General features: G+C 51.8%; 17 protein-coding genes and 1 pseudogene. 2 read left to right on the top strand and 16 right to left on the bottom strand.

What is annotated here, in order from left to right:
* Window positions 1–13 precede the first annotated feature (13 nt).
* Window positions 14–643 (bottom strand): histidine phosphatase family protein, encoded by a 630-nt coding sequence (locus FYJ53_RS16235; protein ID WP_013381148.1) that lies wholly within the window; start codon window positions 641–643, stop codon window positions 14–16.
* 156 nt (window positions 644–799) lie between these two features.
* Between FYJ53_RS16235 and FYJ53_RS16230 the strand changes: the two genes are divergently transcribed.
* Window positions 800–1,705, top strand: a complete 906-nt coding sequence (locus FYJ53_RS16230; RefSeq protein WP_013381149.1) for a DMT family transporter — start codon at window positions 800–802, stop codon at window positions 1,703–1,705.
* Window positions 1,706–2,087: 382 nt separating this feature from the next.
* On the opposite strand, the pseudogene FYJ53_RS21540 reads toward FYJ53_RS16230, so the two are convergent.
* Both FYJ53_RS21540 and FYJ53_RS21535 read right to left on the bottom strand, forming a co-directional pair.
* Window positions 2,088–2,303: pseudogene (locus FYJ53_RS21540) on the bottom strand (macro domain-containing protein); the annotation flags it as partial.
* 12 nt (window positions 2,304–2,315) lie between these two features.
* Window positions 2,316–2,522, bottom strand: a complete 207-nt coding sequence (locus FYJ53_RS21535; protein ID WP_013381151.1) for an appr-1-p processing enzyme family domain protein — start codon at window positions 2,520–2,522, stop codon at window positions 2,316–2,318.
* Between the two features lie 273 nt (window positions 2,523–2,795).
* On the opposite strand from FYJ53_RS21535, the gene FYJ53_RS16220 reads away from it, so the two are divergent.
* Window positions 2,796–3,131, top strand: coding sequence for a helix-turn-helix domain-containing protein (locus FYJ53_RS16220; RefSeq protein ID WP_154557487.1), 336 nt, complete (start codon window positions 2,796–2,798; stop codon window positions 3,129–3,131).
* Window positions 3,132–3,179: 48 nt separating this feature from the next.
* Here the strand turns inward: FYJ53_RS16220 and FYJ53_RS16215 are convergent, their stop codons facing one another.
* From FYJ53_RS16215 to FYJ53_RS16155, 13 genes are all read right to left on the bottom strand, one after another.
* Window positions 3,180–3,437 (bottom strand): hypothetical protein, encoded by a 258-nt coding sequence (locus FYJ53_RS16215; protein WP_090414294.1) that lies wholly within the window; start codon window positions 3,435–3,437, stop codon window positions 3,180–3,182.
* Window positions 3,438–3,818: 381 nt separating this feature from the next.
* On the bottom strand, window positions 3,819–5,171 hold the full coding sequence (locus FYJ53_RS16210; protein ID WP_154557486.1) for a butyryl-CoA:acetate CoA-transferase: 1,353 nt from the start codon (window positions 5,169–5,171) through the stop codon (window positions 3,819–3,821).
* 313 nt (window positions 5,172–5,484) lie between these two features.
* Window positions 5,485–6,219, bottom strand: a complete 735-nt coding sequence (locus FYJ53_RS16205; protein ID WP_148429357.1) for a hypothetical protein — start codon at window positions 6,217–6,219, stop codon at window positions 5,485–5,487.
* A 111-nt stretch (window positions 6,220–6,330) separates the two neighbouring features.
* A complete protein-coding gene (locus FYJ53_RS16200; protein WP_148429360.1) occupies window positions 6,331–6,594 on the bottom strand; it encodes a hypothetical protein in 264 nt (87 codons plus the stop codon).
* A 17-nt stretch (window positions 6,595–6,611) separates the two neighbouring features.
* Entirely contained in the window at window positions 6,612–7,031 is a 420-nt protein-coding gene (locus FYJ53_RS16195; protein WP_148429362.1) for a hypothetical protein, read from the bottom strand.
* Window positions 7,032–7,103: 72 nt separating this feature from the next.
* Window positions 7,104–7,478 carry a DUF2089 domain-containing protein gene (locus FYJ53_RS16190; protein ID WP_038351213.1) on the bottom strand — a complete coding sequence of 125 codons (375 nt, stop codon included), beginning with the start codon at window positions 7,476–7,478 and terminating at the stop codon, window positions 7,104–7,106.
* Between the two features lie 203 nt (window positions 7,479–7,681).
* Entirely contained in the window at window positions 7,682–8,218 is a 537-nt protein-coding gene (locus FYJ53_RS16185; RefSeq protein WP_013381160.1) for a hypothetical protein, read from the bottom strand.
* A 193-nt stretch (window positions 8,219–8,411) separates the two neighbouring features.
* Window positions 8,412–9,281: a class II fructose-bisphosphate aldolase gene (locus tag FYJ53_RS16180; protein WP_090414286.1), complete on the bottom strand. Its 870-nt coding sequence runs from the start codon at window positions 9,279–9,281 to the stop codon at window positions 8,412–8,414.
* 2 nt (window positions 9,282–9,283) lie between these two features.
* Complete coding sequence (locus FYJ53_RS16175; protein WP_038351206.1) at window positions 9,284–9,655, bottom strand: DUF1667 domain-containing protein; 372 nt, start codon at window positions 9,653–9,655, stop codon at window positions 9,284–9,286.
* Window positions 9,656–9,659: 4 nt separating this feature from the next.
* Window positions 9,660–10,916, bottom strand: a complete 1,257-nt coding sequence (locus tag FYJ53_RS16170; protein ID WP_148429364.1) for an NAD(P)/FAD-dependent oxidoreductase — start codon at window positions 10,914–10,916, stop codon at window positions 9,660–9,662.
* A gap of 13 nt (window positions 10,917–10,929) precedes the next feature.
* Complete coding sequence (locus tag FYJ53_RS16165; protein WP_148429366.1) at window positions 10,930–12,378, bottom strand: NAD(P)/FAD-dependent oxidoreductase; 1,449 nt, start codon at window positions 12,376–12,378, stop codon at window positions 10,930–10,932.
* A gap of 183 nt (window positions 12,379–12,561) precedes the next feature.
* Complete coding sequence (locus FYJ53_RS16160) at window positions 12,562–13,320, bottom strand: SDR family NAD(P)-dependent oxidoreductase (protein ID WP_148429368.1); 759 nt, start codon at window positions 13,318–13,320, stop codon at window positions 12,562–12,564.
* 265 nt (window positions 13,321–13,585) lie between these two features.
* A complete protein-coding gene (locus FYJ53_RS16155; protein WP_148429369.1) occupies window positions 13,586–15,085 on the bottom strand; it encodes an FGGY-family carbohydrate kinase in 1,500 nt (499 codons plus the stop codon).
* Window positions 15,086–15,088 lie beyond the last annotated feature (3 nt).

The following is a 15,088-nucleotide window of genomic DNA, read 5'->3' as shown; positions in this document are numbered from 1 at the left end:
ACCTCCTGATATTTTACGGATTTAGTTTAATACTGTCATAATCTGGTGTGTAAAGTGCCTCCAGCATGCCAAAACCCTCTGGGCAGTCCACCACAGTAATGCTGCCAAGCTTAATATTAAAATGCCATTTCGACTGAAGCGGCAGGTCCAGCAGATTAACCAGCAGACTGTGCACCGTGCCGCCGTGGGCGATGATGAGCACATTTTTATCCGCGTGGGCCTCGGCATACTCGGCTAAAAAAGCGCTCATGCGGTTGTGATATTCAGTATAGTTCTCGCCCCCGGGCAGGGTAACATGGTTGTAGTCGTCCATCCAGCGATCCCACATCTTTTTGTCCAGCGCGATGGCCTCGTCGGCAGTCAGTCCGTCAAAAATACCAAAGTTAAATTCCTTGAGGCGGTCGTCCGGGGTAAAAGACCTGTCCAAACGTTCTGCCACTGCCTCCCCAATTTTGTATGCCCGCGAAATAGGGCTGACATAAATTTCATCAAAGGGAATTTTTGTGTTCAGAGCGACCAGCTCATCCACCAGCATTTCCTTCATCTTAACCCCGAAGTCCGTATAATCGGATTCGGTATGGCCGTTTAGACGGTGTTCTGCGTTGCCGAAGGTTTCTACGTGTCTTACTAAAATATATTTCATTTTTCACCTGACGTGTACATAATTATTTATATCCATTATATACGATTTTACAAAATAGTAAAAGGCAGGAACCGTGAATTTTAAAATTTTACTTATACTTGTACTTTAAATGTATTTTTATTATAATAGACCTTATATCTCAGAAAGGAGCTTTTCATGGACAAAACAAAGAAAACAGGCCTGATGGCGGATCTTGGGCTGCTGGTAGTGGCGGTTGTCTGGGGGACAGGCTTTGTAGCCTCCAAAAACGCCATTGCCGCCACCACTCCCATGATGGTGATGGCGATCCGTTTTACAGTGGCCTTTTTAATAGCGTTTATTGTCTTTTTCAAGCATCTCAGAGGCATTTCGAAGGACACGCTTAAGGCCGGGTGCATTATCGGGTTCTTTCTGTTTACAGCCTTCGCGGCCCAGACCATTGGCCTGCAGTTTATCCAGGCTGGTAAGCAGGCGTTCCTGACCGCCACCAATGTGGTGATGGTACCCTTTATCTTCTGGGCCGTTAAAAAGCATCGTCCTGACCGTTACAATTTTGCCGCTGCCTTTATCATGCTGCTGGGCATTACCCTGCTGACCACAGATTTCAGCACAGGCTTCAGCTTTGGCGCGGGTGACGGCCTTACCCTGCTGTGCGCCTTCCTGTTTGCCTGCCATATCGTCTCGGTGGGCGTGTTCTCAAAGGATCACGACCCCATAGCCCTGACGGTTATTCAGCTGGGCTTTACAGCGCTGGCATCGCTGGTCTATGTCATTTTCTCCGGTGAGCTGACCACTGACATCTCGCCCGCAGGCTGGCTCAACGCCGTCTATTTGGGCCTGTTCAGTACCTTCCTGGCATTCCTGCTTCAGACAGTGGCCCAGAAGTACACCAGCTCGACCCATGCGGCCATTCTCATGAGCCTGGAATCCGTCTTTGGCAGTATCTTCTCCATCATTCTGCTGGGGGATCATTTTACGCTGATGATGGCCATCGGCTGTGTTGTTATTTTTCTTGGTGTCATTACCGCAGAAACCAAATGGGCTTTTCTGCGGCGCGGAGCCGTGAACGACAACCCAGAATAGACCAAAAAGAAGTCTCAAAAACCACGAGACTTCTTTTTTATTCTCAGTTCCAGATTTCGCAGTGGTCAAACTGCCGGTCTGGGTACTCGATGACCCCAGGCCCCAGTTCTCTGGCCGCGCCGGCCACCTCGTCATAGGTACCCACGGACAGGACATGCCGGAGACTTTGGATGATGACCAGTTTTTACACAGCCATCGGCTCTACATCATCAATCTGGACCATGTGCTAGCTGTGCAGCGCCATGCTGAACGACACACAGCTGCCCATCCTGCTAACCTATCCATCATTTTTTCAGCAGAGACTGGTAGATTTTCAAATTCTCGCCCTTATAGACGTTAAATACAACTTTTTTCAGGCTCCTGGCACCCTGCATAAACGCTTTTACTGTCTCCACAGCAATGGCGGCGGCTTTTCCGGTGGGAAATCAAATTCCCCAGTAGAGATACAGTAAAAAGCCAGGCTGCGCAAGCCCTTTTCATCAGCCAGCGCCAGACAGGCCTGATAGCAGTGTCCATCTGTCAGCCCGCCGCTGACAATGGGGCCGACAGTGTGAAGCACCCAATCCGCGGGAAGGTTATAACCCGGGGTGATTTTAGCTGCTCCGGTGGGTTATGGCGTCTCCTGCCGAACCATAAGCTCGTGGCAGGCCTGGCGCAGCTGGACGCTGGCGTAGGTGTGGATGACGTTATCGATACATCTGTAGCTGGGTACAAAGCAGCCTAGCAGCTGACTGTTGGCCGCATTCACAATGGCGTCGGCCTGAAGGGTGGTGATATCGCCCTGCCAAAGGTACAGCCCCTCCTGCACAGGCGCCACCTTTCTTCCCCTGTCTCCAGAATTTTGATATTGTTATATTCTGGCCGCAGAGCGGTGATCAGCCAAAGCATTTACTCGTTTCGGTTTATATTGGCTCCTTTCTTCTTTCCTGTATTGTAATGCACAGAGGACCCTTTGTGAAGCAGGCACAAAATAGTAGCCTGGTTTCCTGAAGGATACCAGGGTTGAAATCTTATCCAAAAGCTGATATACTTTTCTATGCAAGTATCATTAAGATACCAAGCGGTTAATCCAAGGAAAGCTGGTGAAAAAATGAACGACCGACCTCTTCCGGCCTGTCCTGTCGAAACCACGCTGATGCTCATCGGCAGTAAATGTAAGGTTTTAATTTTGCGGGACCTGATGGACGGCACCCGCCGTTTCAGTGAGCTTAAAAAATCCATCGGGACCATTACCCAGAAGGTGCTGACCTCTAACCTGAGGGATATGGAGGCCTGCGGCCTGCTCACCCGCACTGTCTATCCCGAGGTGCCCCCAAGGGTCGAATATACCCTGACCCAGACCGGCTACAGCCTGAAGCCCATTCTCGACTCTATGGTGGACTGGGGAACTGCCTATAAAAACCTGGCCGATTCTGCCAGGCCCTGAAACAAAAAAGAGATGAGGCGCCCTTTTGGCACTTCATCTCTTTTGCGTTTAGATTTTCTGGCAGGTATGCTTCAGTCCTGGCAGTATGGCTCCTGGCTTCTTTGTATATTTTCTGTCTTTCTGTTTTTTAAAGCTGACTTCGATTTTTCCGGTTTGCCCGTTGACAACAGCGGTTTTAAAAATAATGGTGACCCTGCTTTTCCTGGTTTTTTCCACGTTATTCATCACTGCCATATCATGCTCAAGCCTGTCTTGAAATTCTTCCCAGGTTGCATATTCCTTCTTGATTGTATTATCCGTTTTCATTTTAAATTAAAGGCTCCTAACATTCCAACATCACGCGGGACAAATTTGATCATCTGCCTCCGCCGTACTGGCAATCGCCATACAAATGAACTTTTCTCTTTATCTGTCAATATGCGCTTTGGCTGTGTCTATTATTATAGTCGGTTAATCCTTTAAAATCAAGGAATTTCAGATAAAAGTTTCTTTTGTTAGTTATCTGTTTAACAAGGAAATATTTCTGTTCATCATAGGCCGCTGTCTTAGCGGGCTTGCGGATACTGCATCTTTTTACATACATTAAAGCTTTCTTAAACAACGGGATCAAATTCGTCCATATCGGACGCCGGCAATGCGGGCATCCACAAAAAAAGACCAGCCGGTTTAGGCTGGTCCTTAAATGTTTTAGTTATCCTTGTTGGTTCTTCTCCAGATGTGCATTTTTTCGGCTTCTTCGATGAGCTCGTCGCGGAAATCCGGGTGGGCGACGGAAATGATGGCGTCACATTTTTCCCAGGTGGACAGGCCCTTGAGATTAACCTTGCCGTATTCGGTTACCAGGTAGTGGATGTTCGCGCGGGTGTCGGTAACAACGGAGCCTGGCTGCAGGGTCGGTACGATACGGGATTTCATTTCGCCGTCTCTGGTCATAAAGGTGGAGGAGCAGCAGATAAAGCTCTTTCCGCCGTTTGACAGGTAAGCGCCCAGCACAAAGTCGAGCTGTCCGCCGGCGCCGCTGATGTGCTTGATCCCGGAGGATTCTGAGCTGACCTGACCAAAGAGGTCGACGTCAACAGCGTTGTTGATGGACATGAAATTATCAATGGCAGAAATGGAGCGGATATCGTTGGTATAATCTACCGGCGCGCTCATGCACTGCGGATTGTCGTGGATGTAGTCATACAGCTTCTGGGTACCTGCGCCAAAGGCATAGGTCTGGCGGAAGCGGTCGATGTTTTTCTTGGAGCCGTTAATTTTGCCGGCTTTTGCAATATCGACAAAGGCGTCGACGTACATTTCGGTATGAACGCCCAGATCCTTCAGGTCGGATTCGGCGATGAGTGACCCGACAGCGTTTGGCATTCCCCCGATACCAAGCTGGAGGCATGCGCCGTTGGGAATTTCTTCTACAATCAGCTCTGCGACTCTTTTATCAACGTCGGTTGCAGGACCGCCGGCACCCAGCTCTGCCATGAGGGGATTGGGGCCTTCGACGATATTATCAACCTGAGAGATGTGGATGGCTTCTTCAAAGCCGCCAAGGCATCTCGGCATATTTTTATTGACTTCAACGATGATTGTTTTTGCACGTTCGCACATTGCCATCATGTGTGAGGCATTGGGGCCGAAGTTGAAATAACCGTGATCATCCATCGGTGCGACCTGGAACATGGCCACGTCCACATCCTGCTTGGAATCTCTGTAGTATCTCGGCATTTCGGAGTAACGGATTGGTGTGTAGTAAGCGAAGCCCTGGGCAATGGCTTTTCTTTCGACGCCGCTCATGTGCCAGGAATTCCAGGTGATATGGTCTGCCGGGTTTTCAATTTTAAAAATCTCGGGCACCCACATCAGGATACCGCCGCGAATTTTGAGGTCAACCAGGTCGTTTTCGACCATATAGGCTGCCAGTGCCTTGTCCAGCTCTCTTGCTGTGGCGGAGCACCAGCCGTAATCCAGCCAGTCGCCGGATTTTACAACCTTGACCGCTTCTTCTGCCGTTACCAGTTTTTCAGCATATTCTTTAATAAAACTCATTTTTCCCTCCCATTTGGAATTGCTCTTAGTTAAACAATTGTCAATGTTTACTTATCCCTTATTATAACATACTATCCGCTGGTTTTTTAAAAAAAGCGAGAAATTACGTGGAATTTTTTGTCATTCGGGGCTTTTCGCTTATTTCTTTTTACTGCTCCTGCCGCCTTTTTTAATCCAGACCTCTGGCAAACCCCTTAAAAAAGCCTTGAGGAGGTAGAGCCCCGAAAATACAGGCAGGGTGACGGACAGTGACACGCAGGCGCTCTTTACAATTTCAATTTTATACAGATCTGGCAGGCTTTTCGTCATTGAATCAAAAAAACTGTCCGTCCAGTATCATATAAACTATTCCTCCGTAAAGCACCAGACAGACCAGGGCAAAAAGCAGATGCCTCACGTCAAAGGCTGGCCGCGGCATGCGGAACCAGGCAACAAAGCAGGCGCCAGCGGCCATGAGCAGGGTCAGCAGCGGCGTGACCAGAAAATTGTAGTACACAATTACCCCGACTCTTTCCTCCATGCTCACAGCTGCCATGGCCCCTGTCATATAGGCCTGGAGCTGATCGTAAGCAACGACAAAGAGCAGGATCAGAATAATGGCCAGGATCAGGTTCATGATTTTTTTGGAGACCGGCTCAGGGTTGGGGGCGCTGCGCAGCCCCTTATACAAAAATACCCCGCCGAAAAGGAAAAGGCCGCTGGAAGCATTGGCGAGGGAAGCCCGCATAGGGACGACAGCGATAAGGGTGGTGAGGGACGCGCCCAGAGCCACCATCACAATACCCACGGTCAGGTTGAAAACCGACAAATGGGCTTTACGGCGTTTAAAATCATTGGCAATGCCGCCGACCAATCCCTCTAAGAGCACCAGGTACACCCAGAACATGGCCCGGAGATAGCTGGGCACTGCCACCACACCGCCATTCTCTGAAAAGCTTTGATTTGCCGCGCTAAGATATACGGCATAAAAAGCCTCAATCGCCGCGTACAGCAGGATAAACATAATGGCCAGCAGGCCGCCCCGTATACGGTGAATTTCCTGTTTCATTGTTCACACCTCTTTCCAAAACAAAAATACTAAAGCAGCTTTTGCTTTAGTATAGCATTTTGCAATCGTTTTATCGAGGATAAATATTTATCTTGGCCCTGTCCCCATCCGTCAGATGCGGATGGAGACATAGGTGCCGTCCTTAGCCTCGACATGGACGATTTCGAGGCCCTTATACTGCCTTAAAACAGAAACACAGTCCCGCACGACCACCTTAAAATACTCCTTTGTGAGCAGTTCCTGAAAGGGCTCGGGAACCGATTCCCGCATTTTGACAAAGGCCGCCTCCGGTACCAGATTAACGGCCAGCGAGGCCAGCCGCAGCGGAATGGGCAGCCGCAGCCTCAGGCTGCCTTCGTGCACTATAACGCGCATAGGTTCTTCCTCCCGGGTCAGCCGATGTAGACTTTAACGGTTGAGCCGTCGGATGCGCTCACATCCACAATGGTCCCCAGGGTTTCATTATCAATACATTCCAGAATGGCGGTAGTCAGGGCTTCCAGGTCAATTTTCTCAGAGCCTTCCCACTGGATTGGCAGTTTCCCGGTAACCTTGAGCATCTGCTGTACAATTTTAACTGGAAGCTGTACGTTCACCTTGTCCCCCTCCGGGGTGTCCACCACCACCCGCAGCATTTTATCATCGTAGCCTCCTCCTAGGGCGCTCACCGGTTCGACCCAGCCGCCTGCCGGGGCTTCTGCCGGGACTTCGGCCGGGACTGCCTGGCCCAGCGCGTCTAACAGGCCCACTGCCTGCTCGGCAGAAATTTTGCCTTCTTCTACCATTTTTAATATTCTCATTTTTTCTTCCATTGTTATTCCTCTTTTCTGCAGCCCTGTCCGGGTCTGCGTTCAAATTTTAATGCCTGCTTTGCCTTGTCTCTGCTACTCGGTTTCCTTCATCTGTTCCAGCGCTTCCTCGGGCGTGATCTCTCCGTTTTCCAGAGCGTCCAGTATCTCTTTTTTCCGCGCTTCGGAAACCGGCGGCGGACTCTCGGGTTTTCCGCCAAGCTTCTCGATGATCCCGTCCAGACGGGAGCGGACAGTCGGGTAGGAAATCTTCAGTCGTTTTTCCACTTCCTTGATATTACCCCGGCAGACCAGAAAGGTCTCGGCGAAAAACAGATCCTCTGCGGAAAGATAATCGAATTTGCTCAGGCAGAAATCATTTTCGATGGCGGTATCGCAATTTTCGCACTGGAGCTTAACGGCTTTAAGCCTGCCGCCGCACACAGGGCATCGGCTAATTACCTGGTACATCACATCACCTTCTCTCTTTGATATCTATAATATAAACCTAAAAATCAATATTGTCAATTATTATTTTAATAATATTAATATAGCTATTTAAAAAATTAATTTTCTTGTGAAATATCTTAAAAATTTAACTTTCAAAATGAATTTTAAGTCCCAAAAATAAAAAAGCACCCTCACGGATGCTTTTAATCATTTTTTCCCTGGTTCTACTTTTCTTCGTCCTGGTCGTCCTCAATGATTTCGACTTCGACTGTTTCTATGGCTTGCGCGGCGGCCATTTCGGCTTTGGCGTCATCGTTATTGAGCTTGGCGCCCAGGAAGTACAGGCCGGCGAGCACGATAAAGGCCAGGTCCATAAAAACGCCGCTCATGCTGGCGCCGTTAATAATATTGATCACGGTGCTGACAATGGCCAGAACGGCTACGATCCCGCCGAGAACCATTAAAAGCTTGGCTTTTCCGGTGTTCTTGGCAAAGATAACGCCTAAGATGCCAACGACCAGATACAAGATCCCCATTCCCAGCAGCATGCCGCCGCTGATCATGGCCATACGCGCGAGCTCGTCTGTAGAAACCGATGAGCCTGCCTGTGCGAGGGCGTCCTGTACAGCCGGGTCGTTTGCCACAGAGCCCATCATGCTGCTGCCAGCCATGGACAGTGCCCCGGTTAAAGCAGAAAAGGCACCTAAAATAATAAGAATAATTGCTGTAACCTTGATAAAGGTTTTTCCGCTTGCTTTCATATTCAACCTCCTTAAACTGATTGAAAAAGCTCTTTGTTGAAAACAAAGAAGATTAATATCTCTTTAATTATACCGGAACGCCCTTGCCCTGTAAAGTAAAGAATTCTTAAAGAAGCCTGCGTAAAAGCCGCCGGACTGATCGGGGAGGATGCGCCGGCGGCTTTCACAGGGTTTATACTAACAATGATTTGGATTAGGCTTGTTTTGTAAAGATCCCAATGGCATGCTCGGCATGGGCCTGCATTGCGATCCTGGCGGCTTCGGCCAGCTCGTCGTAACGAACCTCGGCCCGGGCCGCGTTTTCCTTTAAAAAGGCCTTGACGGCGTCGCCGCCGGCTAAGGACATATAGGTAAAATAGTTAACCTTGGTAATGCCGTTTTTAATGGCCTCTCTAAAGTCAGCATCGCCGACGCCGGAGCCGCCGTGCATAACCAGAGGCATGTTCACAGCCCTGCGGATTTCCGCGATGCGGCTAAAATCCAGCTTTGGCTCGGCTTCGTACACGCCGTGGGCTGTGCCAAAAGCGATAGCCAGAGCGTCGATGCCTGTGGCCTCCACAAAGGCCTGGGCTTCCCCGGGCTTGGTGTAACAGTCCTCTGGTGTGAGGTCTGCTTCTTCCCCGGAGGTTTCTCCGCCGCCCTCTGGCCGCAGGACGCGGCCCAGCTCTGCCTCGACAGAGACATTATAATTGGCAGCGGCCTGTACCACCGCGCGGGTTCCTGCCACATTTTCATCATAGGGCAGGGCCGAGCCGTCAAACATGACAGAGGTAAAGCCCATTTCCATGGCGGAGAGCAGGTAGTCGATGTCTTCGCCGTGGTCCAGATGCACACAGACGGGTACCTGGGCCGCCTTGGCCATTTCCAGCATGACGGGCCCGATGACCTTGAGGGGCGCAATGCGCTCATGGATCTGGGCATGCTGTAAAATAACCGGCGCATCCAGCTTTTCGGCCGCATCCAGCACCGCGCGGATACTGGCGAGATTAACGGTATTGAAGGCCCCCACCGCGTACTTTTTGGCGTAGGCATCCTTCATGATTTCGTTCAGGGTTACTAACATCTTCAGGCCTGCCCTTCCATCGACTTACAGGCGACAATATCAACGCCGCAGTCCACAATATTCGGGATAATGACCTCGCCCATTTTAACCGGGTGATCCAGGCGCACCGCTTTGATGGCGGTCATGGCGTCCAACATTTTATCCTTTGGCATGGGCTCCTTCGACTTGATGGGGATCAGGCATTCCTGGCCGCCGCAGCGCACCAGAATAGTGCTGGTGAGCATTCTTTCAGGCGCTACCAGTTCCTTTTCGGCAAATTTGATCCCGCGTTTGCAGGTGTTTCCTTCAACCTTTACGACCTTGTCACCGTCCACTGTCACCACCAGGGCGCAGCCAGACGGGCAGGTTGTACAGCACATTGTTACTTCTTTCATATTTTTACGCCTCCTTTACAATCACTACCAGGGGCTCTGTAAGCGCCTCCAGCTGCTCTGCTTTCAGCTTGATTTCTTCCATGATGCTCGGGATAAACTTCCGGTCTTTCCTGCTTTCAAAGACTACCTCGCCGCCGCTTGTGATTACGGCTCTGGCATTGTCCACCGGGCGGCCCACACGGAACTTGACAATGACATGGTCATTTTCACCTTTATAAATTTTTGAAGGCACAGTGTAACGCACAAGCCCTTCCGGCTTAACAGCGATGGCGTCTCCTTCCTTCGCTTTAGCCGCCTTGGCGTAACGGGCAGCGCTCGCGCCGGCCTCCTCTGCCTCCATGGTAACATTGTCGACGAGGTCGTGGACATGGAGCACATTACCGCAAGCAAAAATACCGGCGACGTTTGTTTCAAGCGAGTCGTCGACCAACGGGCCGTTCGTAACCGGGTTCAGCTCTACGCCCGCTTTCTTTGACAACTCATTTTCCGGGATCAGACCAATGGACAGTAAAAGTGTATCGCACTCTATGGTTTCTTCAGTCCCCTCTACCGGCTGAAGGTTTTCGTCAACCTTGGTGACCTCAATGGATTGAACCCGGTCACTGCCGTTGATTTTGGTAACCGTAGTGGACAGGTGCAGCGGAATATTAAAATCGTCCAGACAATTTTTAATATTACGGTACAGGCCGTTGGGGTACGGCATCAGCTCGTACACACCCACAACGTCGATGCCCTCCAGGGTCAGGCGTCTGGCCATGATGAGGCCGATATCGCCGGAGCCCAGAATGACAACCCTGCTGCCCGGTTTAAAGTTTTCCATATTCACATAGCGCTGAGCCAGGCCTGCCGTAAAAACACCGGCCGGTCTTGATCCCGGGATCTTAATTGCCCCTCTTGTTCGCTCGCGGCAGCCCATGGCTAAAACCACGGCTCCCGCATTGAAAATGACTGTGCCTTCTTCATTGATCGCTGTGACCTTGCGGTCTTCTGTAATATCCAGGACCATGGTCTTTAAATAGCAGTCAATACCGGCTTCTTTGGCTTTATTGATAAACAGCTCGGCATATTCCGGCCCTGTCAGCTCCTCTTTAAAGTACTGAAGACCGAAACCGCTGTGAATACACTGGTTTAAGATACCGCCCAGCTCATCGTTTCTCTCGATGACCGCTACCCGGGCGCCGTTTTCCTTTGCTTTAACTGCAGCGCCCAGACCCGCAGGGCCGCCGCCGATAATGACGACATCATAATCTAAAATTTTCATTGCTCTACTCTCCTTAACCCTTCAGTTTTCCAAACAGTACCTGCGAAGCTTTTTCCTCGAAGTGGACTTCTTCTTCTGGAATCCCCAGCTCTCTGGCTAAAATCTGCATGACGCGGTACTGGCAGAAGCCGCTCTGGCAGCGTCCCATACCGGCTCTGGTCCGGCGCTTAACCGCCTCGACTGTCTTAGCGCCCACGCCCTCGTGAATGGCAGCGACGATTTCGCCCTCGGTCACCGTTTCGCAGCGGCAGACGATACGGCCATAGGCCGGGTCTTTTCGGATGAGCGCGTCCTGTTCTTCAACGGAAAGCTTGCTGAAATCCGGCGCGGGCTCACGGTAAGGGTTGTAGCCCTCACGTTTTTTGAGCTCAAGGCCTGCGTCTGCCAGCAGATCGCGGACATACTCGGCAATGGCTGGTGAGGAGGCAGCTCCGGGTGACTGAATACCGGCTGCATGGATGAAGCCTGGCACGGTCTCGGACTCTGCGATGTAAAAGTCGTTGCCGTTGTCCAGCGCTACAGGGCGCTGGCCGGCAAAGGTACGGATAATTTTGCTGATGTCAATATCCGGCACCAGATGTCTGGCGCCAGCGATCAATTCATTAATGCCCTCGGCGTCGTTGGTCACATCTTCTTTGTCGTCCTTCATGGTGGCAGTGGAACCGATGAGGGTGTTGCCAGAGACGGTCGGGATCAGGGCCAGGCCTTTGGTTTCCGGGCTTGGGCACGGGAACATAACCGTGCTGATGGGGGTAGAGAGCTCCTTGTCCAGCACACAGATATTGCCGTGACGGCCCTGCACGCGGTACTCGTGAATGCCTGCCAGGGCGGCCACATCGTCGGCGTGGACACCGGCGGCGTCGACCACGTAGCGGGTTCTGTAATCTCCGGCTGAGGTGTGCACGGTAAAGAGGCCGTCCTCATCCTTGGTAATGCCCAGAACCTCATGGTTTGTCAGAATGTCGGTGCCGTTATCCTTGGCGTTGTCGGCAAAGGCGATGGCGACCTCGAAGGGGTCGATCATGGTGGTGGTGTGGGCCAGCAGCGCCCCCACTGCTGCCGGGTTCATGAACGGCTCGCGGTTTCTGAGCTGCTCGCCGTTGATTTTTTCTACCTGGTCAACCCCATTGACTTTGGCGTTGTCCAAAAGCTCGTCCACCTTTTTCAGGTCGGCGTCGGAATATGCGACGACCAGGGTGCCGGTATGGCGCAGGTCAAAGCCCAGTTCCTTGGAGAGCTTCGGGTACATTCTGGCGCCTGCCGGGTTCAGCTTGGCCTTCAGGGTGCCCGGATGCGGGTCGTACCCCGGGTGGACGACTCCGCCGTTTCCCTTGGTGGCGCCAATGCCCACATCCATTCCCCGCTCCATCAGGGCTGTTTTCACATCATACTTTGCCAGCTCGTGGGCGATCCCGGTACCGGTGATGCCCCCGCCGATAATGATTACATCGTAATTTTTCATTGCAAACTCCTTAACTATACTCTTTAATACTCGTTTAACCAATTAAATAATGCCAGAGCCCAAAACTGCGTCAGAGGCCGTAAGCGCAAGGCGTCTGCCGGATAAGGGCAAGGGCGCATATTGCGCATATGTAACCGCACCCGTTCAGGCAACAACGCAGCGATGGCGGTCTCTGGCCGGTTTTTACCGCATAAGCATGCCGCCAGTGGCGTCCAGCGTGGTCCCCGTCAGGTACCCGGCTGGCTCTGAGGCCATGAACACGACAATGTTTGCGATGTCCTCGGGCTCGGCCACACGGCCCAGAGGGATACGGCTTTCGTAGTAGCCGGGCTTGTTCTCGCGGGATTCCTTTGTCATGTCGGTGGCGACGATACCTAAGGCAATGCCGTTAACCGTGATCCCCCTGGGGGAAAGCTCTCTGGCCATGGAGATGGTCAGGGCGACCATGCCGGCCTTGCTGGCCGCGTAGTGGGCATGGCCGGTGGTGGAGCCGTTAAAAGCAGCCTGGGAATTGATGTTGATAATCCTGCCCGGACGCCCCTTGCCCAGATTGGATTTTGCAAAATACTGAGAGGTTAAAAATGGCCCAGTCAGGTTGACATCCAGTGAACGCTGCCAGTCTTCAAGCGGGATTTCCTGGCACCAGCCCTGGAGCCAGATGCCTGCGTTGTTGACCAGAATGTCCAGATCGCCCAGAAGCCGTTCGGCTTCCTGCATAAAGGCCAGCGTGCTCTCAGAGGACCCGAGATCCGCCGCCAGCGCGGTCGCTTTGACACCGTAGCTTTCTGCTTCCTTTGCCACTTCTTCGATGGCAGCTCCCATACGGCTGGCGCAGATGACGAGGTTAACCCCTTCCTTTGCCAGTCCCAGTGCAATGGCCCGTCCCACACCCCTGGAGGCTCCGGTGACCACTGCGTTTTTTCCTTTTAATTTTAAATCCATTTTTGCACCCCTTTTTTGTCAATTGGAAATTGAAAGTGGAAAACGGACGGCTTGGTGCTGTCCTTTTCCATTTTCAGTTTTCAACTTTTCTGTGAGGGATGGTGTGCCGGACCGGCACGCCATCCCCTTTCAATTGTTTACAGATAATCCAGAAATTTTTATTTCAAACTTGGAGCATTTCTGGATTATCTGCATTTGCTTCATTGCCGGACGACCGCTCACGCTCCTTCGTCCTACCGGTTTCTTTCAGAAACCGGATTCAGCTTCAATACTCGTCCCAGATCGGGTCAAGGGCTTCGATGACTTTTTTGTACCGCGCGTATTTTTTGTCATACTCGGCGAATTTTTCCGGGTTTGGTTCGGCGGTGTACATAATGTCGACCATGGACTCGGACGCGGACTGGAAGGAATCAAAGGTTCCAGTCGCGATACCGGCGCAGATGGCTGAGCCTAAAGCACCGAGCTCCTGGCTTCTGGCCACTTCAATAGGCACCTGAAGGATATCGGCAAACATCTGAACCCAGATTTCAGATTTGGCGACGCCGCCGGCCATACGGATCATCTTGGGCTGGTCTCTGAACTTGAGCAGCTTTTCGATGTGGTATTTGTGGCAGAAGACAATGCCTTCGTAGACAGCGCGCAGCAGGTTTTCGCGGGTGTGCCAGGATTGCAGCCCGATAAAGGCGCCCTTGGCGTTAATGTTAACATTGCTGCCGAACAGGAAGGGCAGGAATACCACGCCGCAGTCCTGGTCGCCGATGCCGTCTACACACTTGTTGGAATATTCGTAAATGTCCTTGTCGCCCAGGTTCACGTCCTTCAGGATTTCTGCCAGGAACCATTCGAGGTTGCTGGCAGAGGTCGGGCTGCCTTCCAGGATCATCCAGTAGCCCGGCATGGTGTAGATTGAGGTCATAAACAGATCCTTATCCACCACTGGCTTTTTGCTGATGTACTCATTAATGCTCCAGGTACCTGCTACCACACACATTTTTTCTTCATCGGTGATGCCCACAGCCATGGCGGAGGCATGGATGTCCATACAGCCGCCGGCCACTGGCGTTCCAGCCTTTAAGCCTGTCAGCCCTGCCACGTCCTCGGTGATATAGCCGCAGATTTCGCCGGAATACTTGAGCGGCGGCAGCTTGTCATAAATGCTTTCGAGGCCCATATCGGCCAGCAGGTCCTTGTCGTAGCACACATCGCGGACATTCATGAGGCTGGAGCCCGACATATCGGCGATTTCGCCGTAGGCTTCGCCGGTCAGCTTATAACGGATATAGTCCTTGCACATGAAAATCCACTGGGTCTTTTCCAGCACATCCGGACGGTTATCCATGAACCAGCGGAGCAGTGTGGTCGGCTGGCCGGCCCATACTGACTGCATGGTCTTTGGCAGGATTTTTTCAAAGGTGCCGTCCTTCATCCAGTCAATGGCGTACTGCTTGCCTCTGGAGTCGGTTGAGATCATCCCGTTGTAGGGTGCTCTCCCGTCATAGCCCATAAGGTACATGCCGTTACCGTGGCCGGTGGCGGCCACGCCCAATACTTCTTCGCCGCTGATGCCGGACTGTTCCAGCACTGCGCGGATCGCGCCGACATTGGCAGCCCACATTTCTTCACAATCTCTTTCGGTAAAACCAGGCGCTGGCTGGTACATTTCTGTTTTCCGGCTGGAAACCGCGATTTCCTTACCGTTCAGGTCGTACAGCGCCGCCTTTGTCATTGTCCCCCCGTTGTCTAAACCAAGTAAATATTTTCCCATTGT

The organism is Eubacterium sp. BL-380-WT-2B (assembly GCF_009696115.1).
GTDB lineage: Bacteria > Bacillota > Clostridia > Eubacteriales > Eubacteriaceae > Eubacterium > Eubacterium callanderi.
Note: the sequence above shows the minus strand (reverse complement) of the source record. Positions and strands in the feature narration are given on the sequence as shown.

What these genes read in the sequence shown, in the direction of transcription:
- FYJ53_RS16175 (WP_038351206.1), bottom strand. Translation starts at nt 9,655, where the DNA reads ATGAAAGAAGTAACAATGTGCTGTACAACCTGCCCGTCTGGCTGCGCC.
- FYJ53_RS16170 (WP_148429364.1), bottom strand. Translation starts at nt 10,916, where the DNA reads ATGAAAATTTTAGATTATGATGTCGTCATTATCGGCGGCGGCCCTGCG.
- FYJ53_RS16230 (WP_013381149.1), top strand. Translation starts at nt 800, where the DNA reads ATGGACAAAACAAAGAAAACAGGCCTGATGGCGGATCTTGGGCTGCTG.
- FYJ53_RS16180 (WP_090414286.1), bottom strand. Translation starts at nt 9,281, where the DNA reads ATGTTAGTAACCCTGAACGAAATCATGAAGGATGCCTACGCCAAAAAG.
- FYJ53_RS16165 (WP_148429366.1), bottom strand. Translation starts at nt 12,378, where the DNA reads ATGAAAAATTACGATGTAATCATTATCGGCGGGGGCATCACCGGTACC.
- FYJ53_RS16160 (WP_148429368.1), bottom strand. Translation starts at nt 13,320, where the DNA reads ATGGATTTAAAATTAAAAGGAAAAAACGCAGTGGTCACCGGAGCCTCC.
- FYJ53_RS16200 (WP_148429360.1), bottom strand. Translation starts at nt 6,594, where the DNA reads ATGCGCGTTATAGTGCACGAAGGCAGCCTGAGGCTGCGGCTGCCCATT.
- FYJ53_RS16205 (WP_148429357.1), bottom strand. Translation starts at nt 6,219, where the DNA reads ATGAAACAGGAAATTCACCGTATACGGGGCGGCCTGCTGGCCATTATG.
- FYJ53_RS16190 (WP_038351213.1), bottom strand. Translation starts at nt 7,478, where the DNA reads ATGTACCAGGTAATTAGCCGATGCCCTGTGTGCGGCGGCAGGCTTAAA.
- FYJ53_RS16185 (WP_013381160.1), bottom strand. Translation starts at nt 8,218, where the DNA reads ATGAAAGCAAGCGGAAAAACCTTTATCAAGGTTACAGCAATTATTCTT.
- FYJ53_RS16235 (WP_013381148.1), bottom strand. Translation starts at nt 643, where the DNA reads ATGAAATATATTTTAGTAAGACACGTAGAAACCTTCGGCAACGCAGAA.
- FYJ53_RS16215 (WP_090414294.1), bottom strand. Translation starts at nt 3,437, where the DNA reads ATGAAAACGGATAATACAATCAAGAAGGAATATGCAACCTGGGAAGAA.
- FYJ53_RS16195 (WP_148429362.1), bottom strand. Translation starts at nt 7,031, where the DNA reads ATGGAAGAAAAAATGAGAATATTAAAAATGGTAGAAGAAGGCAAAATT.
- FYJ53_RS16155 (WP_148429369.1), bottom strand. Translation starts at nt 15,085, where the DNA reads ATGGGAAAATATTTACTTGGTTTAGACAACGGGGGGACAATGACAAAG.
- FYJ53_RS16210 (WP_154557486.1), bottom strand. Translation starts at nt 5,171, where the DNA reads ATGAGTTTTATTAAAGAATATGCTGAAAAACTGGTAACGGCAGAAGAA.
- FYJ53_RS16220 (WP_154557487.1), top strand. Translation starts at nt 2,796, where the DNA reads ATGAACGACCGACCTCTTCCGGCCTGTCCTGTCGAAACCACGCTGATG.